Below are 19,235 nucleotides of genomic sequence, written 5' to 3'. Positions count from 1 at the left end.
TCCTGTGGGAGCTGGCTTGCCAGCGATGGCGGCCTGGCAGCCGACCAATTCCTTACTGAAGTACCCGGCCCTACTGTGGGAGCGAGCCTGCTCGCGAAAGCTGTCTTCCGCGCGCCATCCATTTCAAACAGGCAATAAAACCCCGGAGGCTTTCGCTAACCAGTTTTTCACGATCAAAGATCGCAGCCTGCGGCAGCTCCTACAAGAAGTCATTCTTTCAAATTACATTGAAGGGGTACTCTTCCGGAGTTGCTGCGAGCACCCCTGTCAGAGTTAGCCAGCATCCGACGGTCTCAGTCTCGTCATGGTGAAAGTCCCCTTGGGATTCAGGCGATAGCGATGACTTTTGAATACGGCCTCGAATGATCCCGTAGCGATGTCCGTTTCAGCATCATATTGAACGCTGAGGATCGCCGAGTCGGCGTCCACCGACGCCATTCCGATAAATCCCGGCGGCGCAGGGATCCAATGGCTGTGGACAAATGTCAGCCCGTCTTCGAGGTTATAGACGCCCGTGAGTGCCTCATCGGATTGGTAGGGCAGCGTCATGGAGAACGAAAAATAGCTTTCATCGTCGAAATTTCCTGTTCCACCACTGATGGACCAATACCGCTGACCCAAGAACTCGTCCTGATAGAAAGATCTGAATTTCGCTGTGTTCCGTTTACCGCCCAATCTCCATTGAAACCTGTCATCACTGACGAGTGGTTTTTTCGGGAGAAACATAACGTGAGTGGTCATTGTTAAACCTGCCTTTTCGAGTAAGAGGAGGTGTTACAACCGACTGCAATTACGGTTTCTCTTGATACCTGCTCGAACAGGTGTGCGTCTACTGTCAGATCTGACAGGTAGCGCACCAATAAAAAACCCGGAAGCTTTCGCTGTCCGGGTTTTCAGATGAAGCTGCGATCTTGCTTTTAGCGGTTAAACCGCTCCACCAACGAATACTGAGTATTCGCCGTCTTGGTCAGCTCTTCACTCAGCAACGCCGAGTTATGCGCCTGTTCCGAGGTCTGGTCCGCCAGTTCCGAAATGTTGCTGATGTTGCGGCTGATTTCTTCAGCCACCGCACTTTGCTCTTCGGTCGCGGCAGCAATCTGCGTGGTCATGTCCGTGATGTTGGCCACCGCTTCGCTGATGCCGACCAGTGCCTGATCCGCTTCCAGTACCCGCGCCACACCTTCTTCCGCCTGGCGATGCCCGGCTTCCATGGTTTGTACGGCGCTGGATGCAGTTTGTTGCAGCTTGGCGATCAGGGCGTGGATCTGGCCGGTGGATTCGCTGGTGCGTTGTGCCAGTTGGCGGACTTCGTCGGCGACCACGGCAAAACCACGGCCCATCTCGCCGGCACGTGCCGCTTCGATGGCGGCGTTGAGCGCGAGCAGGTTGGTCTGGTCGGCGATGCCTTTGATCACGTCGACCACGCCGCCGATTTCGTCACTGTCCTTGGCCAGTTGGGTGACCGTCAGGCCGGTTTCACCGACCACCACCGACAGGCGCTGGATGGCTTCGCGGGTTTCCCCGGCGATGTCGCGGCCGCGACCGGTCAGGCGGTTGGCTTCCTGGGTGGCGTCGGCTGTGCGCTGTACGTGGCTGGCCACTTCCTGCGTGGTGGCGGCCATCTGGTTGACGGCGGTGGCGACCTGTTCGGTTTCCACGCGCTGGCGTTCCAGACCGCTGGAGCTGTTGTGCGCCAGGGCGTCGGACTGTTTGGCCTGATCGGTCAGGTGCTCGGCGGTGTCCTGCAAACGGGTCAGGCAGGTTTTCAGGCGCGCTTCCTGGCTGAGAATCGACATTTCCAGACGCGCCTGCGCGCCACGGCTGTCGGTGTACATCTGTGCGATCAGCGGGTCGGAGGTGGTCTGCTCGGCCAGACGCAGCAGGCGCTTGAGCCCACGTTGCTGCCATTGCAGGCCCATCAGGCCCAGCGGCACCGACAAGCCGGCAGCGAGGGCAAAGCCCCAGTGCGAGTTCAGAGTCGCGCCGATCACGAAGCTCAGTTGGCTGACCAGAATGAACGGCAACCAGTCCTGCAGCACCGGCAGCCATTTGTCGCTGGAAGGGATTGCCGACTTGCCTTGGTTGATGCGTTGGTAGAGCGCTTCGGCACGGCGGATCTGTTCGGCGGTGGGTTTGATCCGCACCGACTCGTAACCGACCACCTGATTGCCGTCGAACACCGGTGTCACGTAGGCGTTAACCCAGTAATGGTCACCGGATTTGCAGCGATTCTTGACAATGCCCATCCATGGCAAGCCTTGTTTTAGTGTGCCCCACATGTGCGAAAATACCGCAGCCGGGACGTCGGGGTGACGAACCAGGTTGTGCGGCGCACGGATCAGCTCTTCACGCGAAAACCCGCTGATTTCGACGAAAGCGTCGTTGCAGTAGGTGATCACGCCTTTGGCGTCGGTTGTGGAAATCAACCGCTGCTGAGCCGGGAAAGTCCGTTCGCGTTGTGTAATGGGCTGGTTATTACGCATGGTTTTTCAATCCGCAAGGCTTTGAAAGGTTGTCGGCGCTGTCAGGAAATTATTGAAGTTTTTTTTCAGATATAAGTACGGCGTCGCAAAACGGCTCTTGCTTCAAGCGACCAGCATCGGATAGGTGAACAGCGCAAAATGCAGCAGGTTCAGCCCGAAGTGCGTGGCGATCGCCGCCGCAAGGCCACCGAAACGGTAGGCCAGACCATAGCCGACACCCGCCAGACCCGCCAGCAACACCCAGTGCCAGCCGGCACCCACATGCGCCAGGGCAAAGATCAGCGACGCCAGCAGCAGGGCGAGGTTGTCGCCGTGGGGCTGGTGTTTGAACAGTCGGCTCAAACCGCCCTGTATATAGCCGCGAAACAGCGCCTCCTCGACCAGCGTCACCAACAGCAGATTGTTCAGCAGCCACAGCCACGCCTGATCGGGCCACTTCGGCGCCCAGGCAATCATGCCGAACAACAGTGCGCCGCCCAGCGCCAGGACGGCGCTCAAGGTCAGGGCGAGGACGCTGGCGTACACCGTCGGACGCAGCGAGCGTGCCGCGACAATCCACGGGCAGGCGAGCAACAGCCAGAAGCCGAGCAAGGGTTTGTCCAGATTCAGGTACATCGCGAACGGCACGGCGTCGTCGGTGAAACGCAGCGGGGCGATGGCTCGCCCATTGTCGAACCCCGGCAACCAGTGCAGCGCCAGCGACAGGGCGAGGAAGATAAACAGCGCGTGCCCCAGCAACCGCGCCACCGGCACCTGCTGCTGGCGCACGGCGAAACCGGCCACCAGCAACAGTCCGAGGGAGATCAGCGCGAGCCAGCCGAGTTGGCCAAAGCTCAACGCCAAACCATAACCGAGGCTGAGAAGTGCCAGATAGAGCCATGGCAACGCCTTCATCGAAAGTCCTTGTGCAGAATTTTGTGGAAGGGCTTTCTACACGGGTGAGGGCGTCGGGACAAGTAAAGCTGTGGCGGGATGCGGGGACAGGCTCCCAACCTGAGGCTATCCACAAAACCCATTGTGGGAGCGGGCTTGCTCGCGAATGCGGTGTGTCAGGCGATAAAAATCTCGACGGATACACCGCATTCGCGAGCAAGCCCGCTCCCACAGTAGATCTGTGTGTGGCTGAGGAATCAGCGCAGATTGAGCTTCGCCGCCGCGCGCTCGGTGATTTCCGTGCGCAGTTTCAACGACGGCGCTGCACGGTGCCGGGCCTCGTCGACGACAGCACTCGGCGCCGTCTGCGGGCTGCCCGACTCAAACGGCGGCGCCGGCGCATATTCCAGCTGCAGTTGAATCAACTGCGCCGCCTCGGCTCCCACCAGTTCGGCGGCCAGCACCAGGGCAAAGTCGATGCCTGCGGTAATCCCGCCACCGGTAAACAGATTGCCGTCACGCACCACTCGGTCCTGCACCGCAATCGCGCCGAGTTTCGGCAGCAGTTCGTGATAGGCCCAGTGGGTGGTCGCGCGTTTGCCTCTAAGCAGACCTGCCGCGCCCAGCACCAGCGAACCGGTGCACACCGACGTCACATATTTGGCCTGCGCCGCCTGGCGTTTGATGAACCCCAGCGTCTGCTCATCTTCCATCAGCGGCCCGACCCCGGCGCCGCCGGGAATGCAGATCACATCCAGATTCGGGCAGTCCTCGAAGGTGGTGGTCGGTTTCAACAGCAGGCCGGTGCTGGCGGTGACTGGCACCAGATCTTTCCAGATCAGATGCACCTGCACGTCCGGCAGCGAGGCCAGTACGTCATAGGGACCGGTCAGGTCGAGTTGCTGCACCTGCGGAAACAACAAAAAACCGATCTGCAACGTCATGGGGTTTTTCTCCATTTGAGGGGTGGACGGCTTCACTGTAGGCGCGTAGGTTCTGGCGTATACGCCAATAACCCCACGAATTACGCCAAATGCCCAAAGCCATTCACGTACTCGCGTTCGCCAACATGCAGATCCTCGACGTCACCGGCCCTCTGCAAGTATTCGCCTCGGCCAACGACATCGCCCGCCAACGCGGCTTGCCGGTGCCGTATGCGCCGTCGGTGATTGCCAGTGAGGGCGGCGCGGTGATGTCCTCGGCGGGGTTGGCGGTGCTGGCCGAACCATTGCCGCAGCAGGCCAGCGATACCTTGATCATCGCCGGTGGCTGGGGCATTTATCCGGCGGCTGAGGATTTGGCGCTGGTGGATTGGGTACGCGAGCACGCAGCGAAATGTCGACGCGTCGCCTCGGTCTGCACCGGCGCTTTCCTCTTGGCGGCCAGTGGCTGGCTCGACGGACGTCGCGTGGTCACCCACTGGACCCGCTGCGAACAACTGGCGCAGCAGCACCCGAAGCTGCAGGTCGAAGCCAATCCGATCTTCATCAACGACGGCCCGGTCTGGACCTCGGCCGGCGTTACCGCCGGCATCGATCTGGCGCTGGCGATGGTCGAGGAAGATCTGGGCAGTGATATTGCTCTCGACGTTGCCCGGCATCTGGTGGTGTTCCTCAAACGACCGGGCGGGCAGTCGCAATTCAGCGTGACCCTGGCCCTGCAGAATCAGGGCAATCGCTTTGATGAACTGCACGCCTGGATCGCCGAAAACCTCACCTGCGACCTCGGCGTCCCAACCCTGGCCGAACAGGCCGGCATGAGCGAACGCAGTTTCGTCCGCCACTACCGCGCCGACACCGGCCAGACCCCGGCCCGCGCCATCGAACTGATCCGCGTCGAAACCGCCCGCCGCTTGCTGAGTGACACCGGGCTGCCGGTGAAACGGATTGCGGCCAACTGCGGGTTTGGCAGTGAAGAGACCCTGCGCCGCAGTTTTCTGCGGGCGATCGGGGTGACGCCGCAGGCGTATCGGGAGCGGTTTTCGGTCAGCGCTGGAGCAGATCCAGTAATGCCTTGAGGGTTTGCTGCGGTGCTTCTTCGGGAATGTTGTGGCCGATACCGGGCAGCACGCGCCTTTCGTACAGACCGGTGAAGTGGTGTACATCTTCATCTTCTTCCGGCGCAGGACCGACCCCATCGTCGGCACCGCACAGGGAAATAGTCGGCGCGCTGATCGGCGGTTGTTTGATCAACGCGTCTTCCATCCATTGCAGCGCCGGATCGCCTGCGGCGTACATGAAGCGATGACGGTAGGAATGGATCACCACGTCAACGAAGTCCGGGTTGTCGAAGGCCGCAGCGCTCAGCGGATAACGTTCGGCGTTGCGTGCCCAGGTCGGTGACCACAATTTCCACAGCAGCTCACAGAACGCCCGCCGATTTTGCGTCAGGCCCGCGACGCCGCGTGGCGTGTGGAAATAGTACTGGTACCAATAACGATGCTCGGTCTCGGGATCCAGTGGCCGGGTCGAATTGGCGATGTCCTGCACGTTATAGCCATCCCCCGTCACCAGCCCGCGCACCCGCTCGGGAAACAACGCCGCAACGATGCACGCTGCCCGACCGCCCCAGTCGTAACCGCAAAGCGTGGCGTGTTCGATACCCAATGCATCCATCAACTCCAGCAAGTCCTGGGCGAGGGCTGCTTGCTGGCCGGAGCGCAGTGTTTCGGGGTGGTTGAAGCGAGTCGGCCCGTAACCGCGCAGGTACGGGACGATCACCCGATAACCGTGGGCGGCGAGGACCGGGGCGATTTCGTCGTACGCCCGAGGCGAGTAGGGGAAGCCATGCAGCAATATGACCGCGTCGCCGCTGGACGGGCCGTGCTGTTCAAAGGCTACGGCCAAGTTCGGTGTCAATACGCATTGAATGTCAGACACGGCAGACTCCACAGCAATTGGGCGTCAGGCAACACTAGACCATTCCTTTGTGGCGAGGGAGCGCCACTTTTCGGCGTCAATACCGCTAAGCCTCAGCTTCCGCCACCTGATTGAAATACTTCGTCCGATCCGGGGTAAACGTCACCCGCATCTTCGTCCGCGAGCAGGTCAGCGAGCGCTCTTCACCCAGATCAATATCCAGATCCTCGCCCCGCAAGCCCTGCCACTGGGCGAGGTATTTCAGCGAGCCGTATTTCTCGTTTTTCTTCAGGCTGCGGCTGACGCCACCTTTCCAGCCGAGTACCGGCAGTTCGCCGGCGAGGCATTGTTGGGCAAGGTCGGGGAAGCGGGTGGCGCGCTGACGGCCGATTTCCCAGCACTTGATCAGGCCTTTGTCGGCGGCTTCCCAGAGTTGGGTGCGGGTCAGGCCGGTGCGCAGGGGCGTGGCGATGGGGCGGTGGACGTGCTGGGTCATTCTGGTTCCTTGAATTCGGGTTTTATTGGACAGCTCCGCTGTGCCCGTTGCGGTGGATGGTAGGGGGGGATGTAACAGCTGGCAACAGGGTATTTCAGGGTGTAAGTGCAGGTTGCAGGGGAGGGAGTGGTCGGGGTTTGTTTAGACGGAGTAGGGGCTGAATGACCTGGCGTGTGGCGAGGGAGCTTGCTCCCGCTCGGCTGCGAAGCAGGCGCAAAGCCAGACAATGCGGTTCTTCTGAAGAAATGATGGCGCAGGGATTGGGGTCGCTTCGCGACCCGGCGGGAGCAAGCTCCCTCGCCACAGAAACTCACCAACGTTTATTTTTGTGTAGGAATTCGTCCTGCAAAACCCGAGTTGAAGGGATATTTCCGACAGAGTGCGGCGAATATTACGGCTGCCACTCACCCTTCTCCCCACTCAAACGCCGATCAAGAAAACTCGCCGCACTGATCAGCGCCAGATGCGTCAGCGCCTGCGGGGTGTTGCCCAGATGCCGGCCATGGCTATCAAACTCTTCGGCGTACAGCCCCAGCGGGTTCGCATAACGCAGCAATTGCTCGAATTCCAGATGCGCCTTTTCCACCTGACCGGCCCGGGCCAGGCATTCGACGTACCAGAACGAGCAAGCGGCGAAGGCGCCTTCGGTACCGGCCAAACCGTCGATGTTGGCGTCATCGTTACGGTAGCGGTAGACCATGCCGTCGCGCACCAGAGACTTTTCGATCGCTTCCAGAGTCGACAACCAGCGTGGGTCCTTGGCGCTGACGAAACGCACCAGCGGCATCAGCAGCATCGAGCCGTCGAGCGCGGTGCCGCCCTTGTACTGGACGAAATGCCCGCGCTCTTCGTCCCAGAAGTTGTCCCAGATGTCGGCGTAGATCGCCTGCCGGGTCTGATCCCACTGGGCGAACGGTGCTGGCAGTGAGCGTTTCGACGCCAGGCGAATCGCCCGGTCCAGGGCCACCCAGCACATCAGTCGCGAGTGCAGGAAGTGATGCTGCTCACCGCGCATTTCCCAAATGCCTACATCGGCTGTCTGCCAGGTCTCACACACTTGGTCGACCACTTCGCGCACGTGTTTCCAGCCCTGGTGGGAAATCGCATCGCCGTATTTATTGACCAGGTACACCGCGTCCATCAGTTCGCCAAAGATATCGAGCTGAATCTGATCGTACGCGCCATTGCCGATGCGCACCGGTTGCGCGCCACCATGACCGGAGAGGTGAGAGAGTTCGGTTTCCGGCAGTTCCTGACGACCGTCGATCGCATAGAGGATGTAGAGTTTTGTCGAATTACCCTGACAATCGCTGACCCGCCCACGCAGCCAACCCATGTAGGCGTTGGCCTCGTCGACAAAACCCAGGCGCATGAACGCGTAGACCGTGAACGAAGCGTCGCGGATCCAGGTGTAGCGATAGTCCCAGTTGCGCTCGCCGCCGGGGGTTTCCGGCAGGCCGAAGGTGGCGGCGGCGAGGATCGCGCCGTGCTTGCGCGAGGTCAGCAGCTTCAACGCGAGGGCCGAACGATTGACCATCTCGCGCCAGCGCCCGCGGTAGTTGGACTGGCCGATCCAGTCGCGCCAGAACTTCAGCGTGCGCTCCAGGCACATTTTCGCGCCGTCATCCTTGAAGCGCGGATCGTCGGCGCCACCGAGGACGAATTCGGCGTGCTGATCCTGTTTCAAACTGAAGGAGGCAACGGCCGACTCGCCATCGATGTGCAACGCCTGATCCGCCACCAGCCGCAACGATGGCTGACCCTCGGCGCTGAAAATCACCGATTGTTGATCCATCTGCGCCCGGGTGTTGGCGCGGGCATAGTCATGGCGCACCGCGCAACGCATGTGAAACGTCGCTTCCCCGCTGACCACCCGCACCCGGCGCATCAGCAGCGGCAGGTCATCGACACTGTCGCCGATCGGCAGTAGGTCGGTGATTTCCACCACCGCATACTCGCTGAGCCAGCGGGTCTGCAGCACGTTCGTGTCCGGCAGGTAGATTTGCTCGCGCCGGGCATCGGGCAAGTCCGGGGCAAGCTGGAAAATTCCTGCCTCGGGCGTGTCGAGCAGCGAACAGAAGATCGACGGGCTGTCGAATTCCGGCCAGCAGAAAAAATCCACGCTGCCCTTGTCGTTGACCAGTGCGGCACTGCGCAGATCGCCGATGATGCCGTGGGCGTCGATCGGGCTTTGTCGTTCAGGATGATGCTCAGCCATTGCCACGAAACTCCGGATAAAGACTCATGCCGCCGTCGATGAACAGGGTGGTGCCGACGATGTAGTCGGCGGCGTCGGAAGCGAGAAACACCACCGCGTTGGCGATGTCCTCGACGTCGCCGATGCGCCCGTAAGGGATCAGCTCCAACAGTTTTTCACCGGCAGCGCCTTCGGTGGCTTGCTGATTGATTGCCGTGCGAATCGCCCCCGGCGCGATGCCGTTGATGCGGATGCGCTGATGGCTGACTTCCTGGGCGAGGGTCTGCATCAACTGATCGACGCCGCCCTTGGACGCCGCATAGTTGACGTGCCCGGCCCACGGAATGCGTTGATGCACCGAACTCATGTGAATGATCTTGCCGGCGGCACGGGACACGCCTTCACGTACCCCTTGGCGGTTGAAAATCCGCAGCGCGGCGCGGGCGCAGAGGAACTGGCCGGTAAGGTTGACGCCGATCACCGTATTCCAGTCTTCGAGGGTCATGTCGACCGCAGCGGCATCCTTTTGCAGGCCGGAGTTGGCCACCAGAATGTCCAGCGCACCAAAGGCATCGAGGGTCTCGGCAAATAGCCGTTCGACGTGGTCTTCCTTTGAAATATCGGCGCCGACGGCCAGTGCCTGACCGCCGTCGGCGATGATTTGCTGCGCCAGCGCCTCGGCAGGTTCGGCCTGACGGTTGTAATTGATCACGACGGCTGCGCCGGCAGCAGCCAGCGCTTTGGCGGCAGCGTGGCCGATGCCGGAGCTGGCGCCGGTGACCAGTGCCACTTGGCGGGCGAGGGATATTTGCATGCGAAGTCGTGCCTTGAGTGAGGGCCTATTTAGCTGACTGGTCGCAAGCCATGAGAGTTCATTCGACGGTGCGGTGTTGTGGTGAATATGCCGGCCTCTTCGCGAGCAGGCTCGCTCCCACGGTTAGAATGCGCTGCCCCCGTGGGAGCGGGCTTGCTCGCGAAGGGGCCTTCACATTCCACCAACAATTCCCCGCTTCCACGCTCATCAGCCTTTGTGGCAACTTGGCCGCCCCTGATGAGGCTGCAATCCATGGCAAACCCTTACCGCGAATTATTCACCGCCCCCGGCGCCCGTGCCTTTGTTCTGGCCGGGATGATCGCGCGCATGCCGATTTCCATGACCGGCATCGGCGTGATCACCATGCTCTCGCAGCTCAAGGGCGGGTACGCGCTGGCCGGTGCGGTGGCGGCGACGTTTGCCCTGGCCACGGCGTTTTGTGCGCCGCAGGTCTCGCGTCTGGTGGATCGTTTCGGCCAGGGCAAAGTGCTGCCGCTGTCGGCATTGATCGGTGGCGGGGCACTGTTGATGTTGCTGCTGTGCACGCGTTTGCAGGCGCCGACCTGGACGCTGTTCATCTTCGCCGCGCTGGCCGGGTGCATGCCGAGCATGTCGGCGATGGTGCGTGCGCGCTGGACTGAGATCTATCGCGGCCAGCCGCAATTGCAGACTGCCTATGCGCTGGAATCGGTACTCGATGAGGTCTGTTTCATCGTTGGCCCGCCACTGTCAGTGGGATTGTGCGTGGTGGCGTTTCCCGAGGCCGGGCCGTTGGCCGCGCTGTTGGCGCTGGCGATCGGGGTGACGGCGTTTGTCGCCCAGCGCAGCACCGAGCCGGCGGTGCATCCGCAGGAATCACAGCATCAGGGTTCGATCATTCGCTCGACCGACGTGCAATGGCTGCTGGCGTTGATGCTTGCCATGGGCGTCATCGTCGGTGTGGTCGATGTGGTCAGCGTCGCCTTCGCCCAGCAGCAGGGTCAACCGGCGGCGGCGAGCATCGTGTTGTCGGTGTACGCCATCGGCTCGTGTCTGGCCGGTATCGCGTTTGGCGCGATGCGTTCGAAACTGCCGTTGCCGCGTCTGTTTCTCTACGGTGGGGTGGCGACGGCGGTGACCACGCTGCCGCTGTTGCTGGCGAGCAATATTTTCGGTTTGTCGCTGGCGGTGTTTGTCGCGGGATTGTTCTTCTCGCCGACGCTGATTGTGGCGATGGCGTTGATCGAGCGCATCGTGCCGCCGGCCAAACTGACTGAAGGCCTGACCTGGCTGGTGACGGGGCTGAGTATCGGCGTGGCGATCGGCGCCGCCGGCTCGGGCGCTCTGGTGGATGCTTTCGGTGCACGCAGCGGATTCTGGCTGGCGATTATGGCGGGGGCGGTGGTGTTGGCGTCGGCGTTTCAGAGTTATCGGCACCTGAAATAACCCGGCATTGATGAGCTGTTGTGGTGAGGGGATTTATCCCCGATGGGCCGCGAAGCAGCCCCAAATCCAGCCAGCCCTTTCCTTCAGAAGAAGCGTGCCGGGTGAGTTTGCGACTGCTGCGCAGTCGATCGGGGATAAATCCCCTCGCCACAGAGTTATCCACACAGACAGCGGATGGGTTACCAACCCCGTCCCGAATTCACCCAGAAATTCACTGACAGCGACGTCGACACCGATTCCACCTGATGGAACCAGCCCTCCGGTAAAAACAGCAGATCCCCGGCCTCCAGCGTCACGCGCAGGAATGTCACATCGCGTGCCGCAGGAAAACGCTCATAGTCCGGCGCATCGGGGTTGAAGTCGCAGCCGTCCAGGCCACCCTTTGGCGCTGTCGACCAGGTGCCCAGTGCTTCGCGGTGATGCGGGGCGGCGAGGGTGAACTGCTTCTGGCCCCAGACCTGCGCGAACAGGTTGTCGGTGTCGTCGCGGTGCAGCGGCGTCAGCGTGCCTTTGGGGCCGATCCAGATGCGTGGCGGGATGAACAGCGAGGCATCGAAGTAGGGCGGGTACTTGATCTGCTGCAGCAATTGCGCCGGCAGGATGTTGTTGCCCATGTAGGCTGGCGGTTCGCCGTCAGCCCGTTTGACTGCCGGTTGGTCCAGCGAGGCAATGAACTCGGCCATCGACGTCGAGCGGAAATCACGTTCGGTGGAAAAGGTTTTCTTCACGTAATCGCCGTGGCGGGTGATGCCCTGCAGTTCGGCGAAATGCACCAGTGATTCCTCGCGACTGAGCTTGAACAGCGGCCAGTCCTGCAAGGCATTGCTGATCACCACCGGGATGCCGTTGGGCAAGTATCTGCTTTTGAATTCGCTGACCGACAATTCATCGCGCGCATGGCGCTCGATGCGGGTCTGCACCGGCAGCCCGGCGGTGAGTTGTTCACTGAAGCGTGGCGGGGTCGGGTAGCGCTTGTTCATGTCGACCTTTTGCGCCACGGCGCCACCGTGCATCGCATGCTCGATGATCTGCGGCAGCAGCGTCGCCAGGCCCATGTTACCGCCGATTTTCAGGCGTCCGCTGGCGAACAGTTCTTCGACATTGACTCGGCCGCCCATGATCCCGAGAAAATCACTCTCGGCGACTTCAATGGTCACGTCGGGGCTGGGATGGCGTCCGGGCGCGGTGCGGCTGCTGGCCTTGACCTCCGACCAGTAGGCCTGCTGCGGGCCAAACACGAATTGGAAAACGCCTTCGATGCCGACGGCACCGGCGTTGGCGAACAACTTGCCCAGGATGCTCTGCAGGTCCACGGTGAATCCTCGTTATTGGTTTTGGCCTGAACAGTTAACGAGCGCCTGTTGGCGCAATTTACCGGCGCGCGACTAATTTGCCGGGGGCGTAATCCGTTTCTCTCTACAGACAAATTTTTCGAGGAAAGCCGGGTGAACAAGCTGACCCTGCTGTGCCTGCCGTATTCCGGCGCCAGCGCCATGGTCTACAGCCGCTGGCGGCCAAAACTGCCGCAATGGCTGCAACTGCAGCCGGTGGAACTGCCGGGGCGCGGCGCACGTTTTGACGAGCCGCTGCACACGGATATGCGTGCGCTGGCGATGCAACTGGCCAAGGAATTGCGGCCGAATCTCAAAGCGCCGTATGCGTTGTTCGGCCATAGCCTGGGCGCGCTGCTGGCCTGCGAAATCGCTCACGCGCTGCGCGCATTGGGCTGTCCGGAACCGGTGGCGCTGTTTGCCTCGGGCACGGCGGCGCCGACGATGCGCGCCGATTACGATCGCGGTTTTGCCGAGCCGAAAACCAACGCCGAGCTGATCGATCAATTGCGCACACTCAACGGCACGAGCGAAGAAGTGCTGGCCAATGCCGAGCTGATGAGCCTGACCCTGCCGATCCTGCGCGCCGACTTTCTGCTCTGCGGCAAATTCGAGCCGTTGTCGCGGCCGTTGCTCAACTGCCCGGTGCACGTGCTGGGCGGCAAGGCGGATCGCGCGACCACCGAACAACTGATCGGCTGGAGCAAGGAAACCCGTGGCAGCTTTTCGGTGGACATGCTCGCCGGCGGGCACTTCTTCATTCATGAGCATGAGGCCAAAGTGCTCAAGGTGATCAAGGATCAGCTGGAAGGGCATCATCGTCGGCATGTCATGGCCGCAATCGCCTGAACAGCGCATCACCCAATGTGGGAGCGGGCTTGCTCGCGAAAGCGGTATTTCAGTTATTGCATCGTTGACTGACACACCGCTTTCGCGAGCAAGCCCGCTCCCACATTTGATTTGTGTGCATGAAAAAAGCCGCCCTACCTCCCGCCTGACAATTGTTCTCATTCGCTAATTTTTCCGGTCTGCATTCGTTTTATAGGGACGACGTGCCTTTGTGCTTCCTGCCTACTGATCCGGATGCTGAGAAATGAATGCTGAAGACTCCTTGAAACTTGCTCGCCGGTTTATCGGGTTGCCCCTGGAAAAGCGCCAGATGTTCCTCGCGGCCCTGCACAAGGAGGGCGTGGATTTCGCGCGGTTCCCGATACCGGCCGGCATCGCAGCCGAGGATCGTCAGGCGCTGTCTTACGCGCAGCGACGCATGTGGTTCCTGTGGCAACTCGATCCGCAGAGCGGCGCCTACAACCTGCCCGGTGCGGTGCGACTCAATGGTCGACTGAACCAGTCGGCGCTGGAGCAAGCTTTCGCCAGTCTGGTGGAGCGCCACGAAACCCTGCGCACGGTGTTCCAGCGCCAGGCCGATGACAGCCTGCTGCAAGTGCCAGCCACCGCGCCGCTGCTGATTAACCGGGAAGACTTCAGCGCACTGCCGGCCAGCGAGCGCGAGCAGGCGGTGATCCGTGCCGCCGAACAGCAGTCGGTGTTGCCATTTGATCTGGCGGTCGGCCCCTTGCTGCGGGTGACCTTGCTCAAGCTTGCCGAGCAGGAACACGTGCTGCTGCTGACCCTGCACCACATCGTCTCCGATGGCTGGTCGATGAACGTGTTGATCGACGAATTCATCCGTTGCTACGACGCGTTCGACGCCGGTCAGACGCCGCAATTGCCGCCATTGCCGATTCAGTACAGCGACTATGCGCTGTGGCAACGCCGCTGGCTGGAGGCCGGTGAGCAAGCACGCCAACTCGAATATTGGCAGGCACAACTGGGCGACGAACACCCGGTGCTGGAGTTGCCACTGGATCATTCGCGCCCGGCGATGCCGAGCTATCGCGGCACTCGTTACGAGTTTGCGGTCGACGGCCAACTCGCCGAGCAACTGCGCAGCACTGCGCAACAGCATCAAGTCACTTTATTCATGTTCCTGCTCGGCGCCTTCAATGCGCTGCTGCACCGATACACCGGGCAGACCGACCTGCGCGTCGGTGTGCCGATCGCCAACCGCAATCGCGGCGAGATCGAAGGCCTGATCGGCTTCTTCGTCAATACCCAGGTGCTGCGCACGCAACTGCACGGTCAGACCCGGGTCGACGAACTGTTGCGGGCGGTCAAGGAAACCGCGCTGGGTGCCCAGGCGCATCAGGATCTGCCGTTCGAGCAACTGGTCGAAGCGCTGAAGCTGGAACGCAGCCTCAGCCACACGCCGCTGTTCCAGGTGATGTATAACCATCAGCCGCACGTGGCCGATATCGCCACCATCAGCACCGCATCCGGCCTGCAACTCGACAGCCTCGACTGGCAGAGCCGCACCACTCAGTTCGACCTGACGCTGGACACCTGGGAGAAGGGCGGCAAGCTGCACGCCGCGCTGACCTACGCCAGCGACCTGTTCGATGCACCGACCATCGAACGCATGGCGCGGCACTGGCTGCGCCTGCTGACGGCGATGGTCGCTGATCCGTCGCAGCGCATCGGTGAGTTGCCGCTGCTGGAGGCTGACGAGCAGCGCACGTTGGTGCACGACTGGAACAACGTCCACGCGCGATACCCGAGCGACACGCCGATTCACCAGTTGATCGAAGCACAGGTCGCGCGCACGCCGCAGGCACCGGCACTGGTATTCGGCGAACAGACCCTGAGTTATGCCGAACTGGATGGCCGGGCCAATCGTCTGGCGCATCTGTTGCGCGAACAGGGTGTGCAGGCGGACAGCCTGGTCGGCGTCTGTGCCCTGCGTTCGGTGGAAATGGTCGTCGCGCTGCTGGCGATTCTCAGGGCCGGCGGCGCCTACGTGCCGCTGGATCCGGAGTACCCGCAGGAGCGTCTGGCCTACATGATCGAGGACAGCGGCATCACTTTGCTGCTGACGCAACAGGCGTTGCTGGCAGCGCTGCCGACTGACGGCGTAAACGTCATCACCCTGGATCAGCCGGGGCTGCTCGACCGTTACAGCGACAGCCGTCCCAACGTCAGCGTCGATCCGCTGAACCTGGCGTACGTGATTTACACCTCGGGTTCCACCGGTAAACCGAAGGGCGCCGGCAACAGCCACGCGGCGCTGGTCAACCGTTTGTGCTGGATGCAGGAAGCCTATGCGCTGGACGCCAGTGATTCGGTGCTGCAGAAAACCCCGTTCAGTTTCGACGTGTCGGTGTGGGAGTTCTTCTGGCCGCTGCTGACTGGCGCACGGCTGGTGGTGGCCGCGCCGGGCGCGCACCGTGATCCGCTGCAACTGATCGATAGCATCAACCGCCACGGCATCAGCACGCTGCACTTTGTGCCGTCGATGTTGCAGGCGTTCATTCACGAGGCCGGCGTGGAAAGCTGCAGCGGACTCAAGCGGATTGTCTGCAGCGGTGAAGCGTTGCCGCTGGATGCGCAACTGCAAGTCTTCGCCAAACTGCCGAACGCCAGCCTCTACAACTTGTACGGCCCGACCGAAGCGGCCATCGACGTCACCCACTGGACCTGTGTCGATGAAGGCGCGGACAGCGTGCCGATCGGCCGGCCGATCGCCAACCTGCGCACCCATGTCCTCGATGCCGAATTGCTGCCGGTGCCGAGCGGTGTCGCCGGTGAGCTGTATCTGGGCGGCGCCGGGCTGGCGCGCAGTTATCACCAGCGCCCGGCGCTGACGGCCGAACGTTTTGTGCCGTGCCCGTTCCATGACGGCGCGCGCCTGTACCGCACCGGCGACCGTGTGCGGCAGCGTGCCGACGGCGTGATCGAATACCTCGGGCGTCTCGACCATCAGGTTAAGTTGCGCGGTTTGCGCATTGAGTTGGGCGAAATCGAGACCCGCCTGATGCAGCACTCGCTGGTGCGTGAGGCGGTGGTGCTGGTGCAGGGCGGCAAGCATCTGGTGGCTTATCTGGTGCTGGAAAACCCGCAGGCAGACGAGCAGTGGCAGCAAGAGGTCAAGGCGTGGCTGCTCGGCAGTTTGCCGGAGTTCATGGTGCCGACCTACCTGATCACCCTCGACAAATTGCCGGTCACCGCCAACGGCAAGCTCGACCGCAAGGCCTTGCCACAACCGGATGCCGCGCCGCAACAGGCATTCGTGGCGCCACAGGACGCCATGCAGAAAGCCCTCGCGGCGATCTGGGAAGCTGTGCTCGGCCTCGACCGCGTCGGCCTCGAAGACAACTTCTTCGAACTGGGCGGCGATTCGATCATCTCGATTCAAGTGGTCAGCCGTGCGCGACAGGCCGGGATCCGCATCAGCCCGCGTGACCTGTTCCAGTACCAGACCGTGCGCAGTCTGGCGCTGGTCGCGAGCCACGATCATCTGTCTTCGGTGGATCAGGGGCCGGTGACCGGCGACGCTGTGCTCGGGCCGATCCAGCAGGATTTCTTCAGTCGGGCGATGCCGGTGCGCGAGCACTGGAACCAATCGTTGCTGCTGACCCCGCGTGAGGCATTGAACGCACAATGGCTCGATGCGGCGCTGACCCACCTGATCAATCACCACGACGCCTTGCGCCTGCGTTTTGTCGAAGGCAGCGAAGGCTGGCAACAAAGCCACGGCCCGCTGCTGACGGGCGCTGAGCTGTGGCAACGCGATGCCGAATCTGCCGAACAGTTGCAGGCGCTATGCAACGAAGCTCAGCGCAGCCTCGACCTGCAAAACGGCCCGCTGCTGCGCGCGTTGCTGGTGACGATGGCCGACGGCTCGCAACGACTGGCACTGATCATTCATCACCTAGCGGTCGATGGCGTTTCCTGGCGGGTGCTGCTGGAAGATCTGCAGCAGGCTTACGAGCAACTGGCGGCGGGTGGCGGCATTCAGTTGCCGGCGAAGACCAGCGCGTTCCAGAGCTGGACGGCGCGTCTGGCGCAGGAAGCGTCGCGTTTCGATGAGCAATTGAGTTATTGGAAAGCCCAGCATCAGGGCGCCGAAGATCTGCCGTGCGACCGCCCGGATGGCAGCCTGAAAAATTTGCATGGCGAGAAAATCGAATGGCGCCTCGACGCCGAGCGCACCCGCCAGTTGCTGCAACAGGCGCCCGCCGCGTATCGCACGCAGGTCAACGACCTCTTGCTCACCGCACTGGCGCGCACCATCAGCCGCTGGAGCCAGCAGCCGGGCACGCTGATCGAACTGGAAGGCCACGGTCGCGAAGACCTGTTTGATGACGTCGACCTGACCCGCACCGTGGGTTGGTTCACCAGTCTGTTCGCGGTCAACCTGACCGCCAGCGCTGATCTCGACGGTTCGATCAAGGCGATCAAGGAGCAACTGCGCGCGGTGCCGGACAAAGGTCTGGGTTACGGCGTGCTACGGCATCTGGCCGCGCCGTCGGTGCGCGCCGAACTGGCCGCGCTGCCGCAACCGCGCATCACCTTCAACTACCTCGGCCAGTTCGACCGCCAGTTCGACGAAGCGGCGCTGTTCGTGCCGGCTGTTGAAACCAGCGGCGTGGCGCAGGACTCGTCGGCGCCTTTGGGCAACTGGCTGACCGTGGAAGGTCAGGTGTATGGCGGCGAATTGTCGATGAGCTGGGGCTTCAGCCGCGAGATGTTCGACAGCGCCACGGTGCAGCACCTGGTCGATCAATACGCCAGCGAATTGCAGGCGCTGATCGAACACTGCTGCACGCTACCCATTGCGCAAGCTACGCCGTCGGACTTCCCGCTGGCTCGGGTGACCCAGGCGCAACTGGATGCGCTGCCGGTACCGGCCGGTCAGCTCGATGATGTCTATCCGCTGTCGCCGATGCAGCAGGGTTTGCTGTTCCACACCCTTTACGAGCAAGCAGCGGGGGAATACATCAATCAGTTGCGCGTGGATGTGCAAGGTCTTGACCCTGAGCGGTTCCGCGCTGCATGGCAGGCCACCGTCGATGCGCAGGACATTCTGCGCAGCGGTTTCGTCTGGCAGGGCGAACTGGCGCAACCGCTGCAGATCGTGCAAAAAGAGGTGCAGTTGCCATTCAGCATTCTCGACTGGCGCGAGCGCGACGATCAGCCGGCAGCCCTTGCGGCGCTGGCCGATGCCGAACGTCAGCAAGGATTCGATCTGAGCCATGCACCGTTGCTGCGTCTGGTGCTGGTGCAGACCGCTGCCGAGCAATGGCACCTGATCTACACCCATCACCACATTCTGATGGACGGCTGGAGCAACTCGCAGTTGCTCGGCGAAGTGTTGCAGCGCTACAGCGGTCGCACCCCGGCCCATGGCGGCGGGCGGTATCGCGATTACATCGCCTGGCTGCAGCGTCAGGACGCGCAACTGAGTCAGGACTTCTGGAGCGCTCAGTTGGCCACGCTGCAAGAGCCGACCCGACTGGCCCGCGCCGCGACCGGCGGCGAGCGCGCCGGCGGCCACGGCGACCATTATCTGACGCTGGACGTGACGCGCACCCAGGCGCTGGAAGCGTTTGCCCGCCAGCAGAAAGTCACCGTCAACACCCTCGTGCAAGCTGCGTGGCTGCTGTTGCTGCAACGCTACACCGGTCACGAAGCGGTGGCGTTCGGTGCGACCGTGGCCGGGCGCCCGGCGGATTTGCCGGGCATCGAGCAGCAAGTCGGCCTGTTCATCAACACCCTGCCGGTGATCGGCGCGCCGCGTCCGGACCAAAGCGTTGGCCAATGGCTGCAAGCGGTGCAGGCGCAAAACCTCAGCCTGCGCGACTTCGAACACACGCCGCTGGCGGACATCCAGCGCTGGGCCGGGCAGGGTGGGGAAGCGC

At 62.1% G+C, this 19,235-nt stretch carries 14 protein-coding genes (1 of these 14 only partly in view); 5 read left to right on the top strand and 9 right to left on the bottom strand.

Annotation, left to right across the window (positions count from 1 at the left end; translation table 11 throughout):
- Positions 1 to 277, top strand: a 277-nt coding sequence (locus V3W27_RS25670; RefSeq protein WP_330207848.1) for a hypothetical protein, incomplete at its 5' end; no start/stop codon positions are given.
- Here V3W27_RS25670 and V3W27_RS25665 read toward each other — a convergent pair.
- The 4 genes from V3W27_RS25665 to inhA form a co-directional block, all read right to left on the bottom strand.
- The gene (locus V3W27_RS25665) at positions 274 to 741 is read right to left on the bottom strand and encodes a hypothetical protein (protein WP_330207847.1); all 468 of its coding nucleotides are present in this window, start codon (positions 739 to 741) and stop codon (positions 274 to 276) included. The two genes, V3W27_RS25670 and V3W27_RS25665, sit on opposite strands and share 4 nt — an antisense overlap.
- A gap of 176 nt (positions 742 to 917) precedes the next feature.
- The gene (locus tag V3W27_RS25660; protein WP_003223402.1) at positions 918 to 2,483 is read right to left on the bottom strand and encodes a methyl-accepting chemotaxis protein; all 1,566 of its coding nucleotides are present in this window, start codon (positions 2,481 to 2,483) and stop codon (positions 918 to 920) included.
- 102 nt (positions 2,484 to 2,585) lie between these two features.
- The gene (locus V3W27_RS25655) at positions 2,586 to 3,377 is read right to left on the bottom strand and encodes a CPBP family intramembrane glutamic endopeptidase (RefSeq protein ID WP_330207846.1); all 792 of its coding nucleotides are present in this window, start codon (positions 3,375 to 3,377) and stop codon (positions 2,586 to 2,588) included.
- Between the two features lie 236 nt (positions 3,378 to 3,613).
- Entirely contained in the window at positions 3,614 to 4,300 is a 687-nt protein-coding gene (gene inhA, locus V3W27_RS25650) for an isonitrile hydratase (protein WP_330207845.1), read from the bottom strand.
- Positions 4,301 to 4,389: 89 nt separating this feature from the next.
- Between inhA and V3W27_RS25645 the strand changes: the two genes are divergently transcribed.
- Positions 4,390 to 5,373 carry a GlxA family transcriptional regulator gene (locus V3W27_RS25645; RefSeq protein WP_330207844.1) on the top strand — a complete coding sequence of 328 codons (984 nt, stop codon included), beginning with the start codon at positions 4,390 to 4,392 and terminating at the stop codon, positions 5,371 to 5,373.
- Here the strand turns inward: V3W27_RS25645 and V3W27_RS25640 are convergent.
- From V3W27_RS25640 to V3W27_RS25625, 4 genes are all read right to left on the bottom strand, one after another.
- A complete protein-coding gene (locus tag V3W27_RS25640) occupies positions 5,342 to 6,235 on the bottom strand; it encodes an alpha/beta fold hydrolase (RefSeq protein ID WP_330207843.1) in 894 nt (297 codons plus the stop codon). The genes V3W27_RS25645 and V3W27_RS25640 overlap by 32 nt on opposite strands.
- 85 nt (positions 6,236 to 6,320) lie before the next feature.
- The gene (locus V3W27_RS25635) at positions 6,321 to 6,710 is read right to left on the bottom strand and encodes a hypothetical protein (RefSeq protein ID WP_027614207.1); all 390 of its coding nucleotides are present in this window, start codon (positions 6,708 to 6,710) and stop codon (positions 6,321 to 6,323) included.
- Positions 6,711 to 7,101: 391 nt separating this feature from the next.
- Positions 7,102 to 8,928, bottom strand: a complete 1,827-nt coding sequence (locus V3W27_RS25630; RefSeq protein WP_330207842.1) for a glycoside hydrolase family 15 protein — start codon at positions 8,926 to 8,928, stop codon at positions 7,102 to 7,104.
- On the bottom strand, positions 8,921 to 9,721 hold the full coding sequence (locus V3W27_RS25625; protein WP_330207841.1) for a glucose 1-dehydrogenase: 801 nt from the start codon (positions 9,719 to 9,721) through the stop codon (positions 8,921 to 8,923). Before V3W27_RS25625 ends, V3W27_RS25630 begins: the two co-directional genes overlap by 8 nt.
- A 252-nt stretch (positions 9,722 to 9,973) precedes the next feature.
- Between V3W27_RS25625 and V3W27_RS25620 the strand changes: the two genes are divergently transcribed.
- Positions 9,974 to 11,146, top strand: coding sequence for an MFS transporter (locus tag V3W27_RS25620; RefSeq protein ID WP_097087672.1), 1,173 nt, complete (start codon positions 9,974 to 9,976; stop codon positions 11,144 to 11,146).
- Between the two features lie 179 nt (positions 11,147 to 11,325).
- Here V3W27_RS25620 and V3W27_RS25615 read toward each other — a convergent pair whose 3' ends face one another.
- Positions 11,326 to 12,459: a cupin-like domain-containing protein gene (locus V3W27_RS25615; protein WP_108182192.1), complete on the bottom strand. Its 1,134-nt coding sequence runs from the start codon at positions 12,457 to 12,459 to the stop codon at positions 11,326 to 11,328.
- Positions 12,460 to 12,591: 132 nt separating this feature from the next.
- On the opposite strand from V3W27_RS25615, the gene V3W27_RS25610 reads away from it, so the two are divergent.
- Positions 12,592 to 13,326: a thioesterase II family protein gene (locus tag V3W27_RS25610; protein ID WP_330207840.1), complete on the top strand. Its 735-nt coding sequence runs from the start codon at positions 12,592 to 12,594 to the stop codon at positions 13,324 to 13,326.
- A gap of 244 nt (positions 13,327 to 13,570) precedes the next feature.
- Positions 13,571 to 19,235: the beginning of a non-ribosomal peptide synthetase gene (locus V3W27_RS25605; RefSeq protein WP_330207839.1), read on the top strand. Its footprint extends 6,656 nt past the window's final position; the window shows 5,665 of its 12,321 coding nt (coding positions 1–5,665); the start codon lies at positions 13,571 to 13,573; its stop codon lies off the right edge, out of view.

The organism is Pseudomonas sp. AM14(2022), from assembly GCF_036346455.1.
GTDB classification, from domain to species: Bacteria; Pseudomonadota; Gammaproteobacteria; order Pseudomonadales; family Pseudomonadaceae; genus Aquipseudomonas; species Aquipseudomonas putida_A.
The sequence above is the reverse complement of the archived record's forward strand: the minus strand, read 5'-3'. Positions and strand labels throughout refer to the sequence as shown.

Coding starts and splice junctions, on each gene's coding strand:
- V3W27_RS25665 (WP_330207847.1), bottom strand. CDS start 741: ATGACCACTCACGTTATGTTTCTCCCGAAAAAACCACTCGTCAGTGAT.
- V3W27_RS25660 (WP_003223402.1), bottom strand. CDS start 2,483: ATGCGTAATAACCAGCCCATTACACAACGCGAACGGACTTTCCCGGCT.
- V3W27_RS25655 (WP_330207846.1), bottom strand. CDS start 3,377: ATGAAGGCGTTGCCATGGCTCTATCTGGCACTTCTCAGCCTCGGTTAT.
- inhA (WP_330207845.1), bottom strand. CDS start 4,300: ATGACGTTGCAGATCGGTTTTTTGTTGTTTCCGCAGGTGCAGCAACTC.
- V3W27_RS25645 (WP_330207844.1), top strand. CDS start 4,390: ATGCCCAAAGCCATTCACGTACTCGCGTTCGCCAACATGCAGATCCTC.
- V3W27_RS25635 (WP_027614207.1), bottom strand. CDS start 6,710: ATGACCCAGCACGTCCACCGCCCCATCGCCACGCCCCTGCGCACCGGC.
- V3W27_RS25630 (WP_330207842.1), bottom strand. CDS start 8,928: ATGGCTGAGCATCATCCTGAACGACAAAGCCCGATCGACGCCCACGGC.
- V3W27_RS25625 (WP_330207841.1), bottom strand. CDS start 9,721: ATGCAAATATCCCTCGCCCGCCAAGTGGCACTGGTCACCGGCGCCAGC.
- V3W27_RS25620 (WP_097087672.1), top strand. CDS start 9,974: ATGGCAAACCCTTACCGCGAATTATTCACCGCCCCCGGCGCCCGTGCC.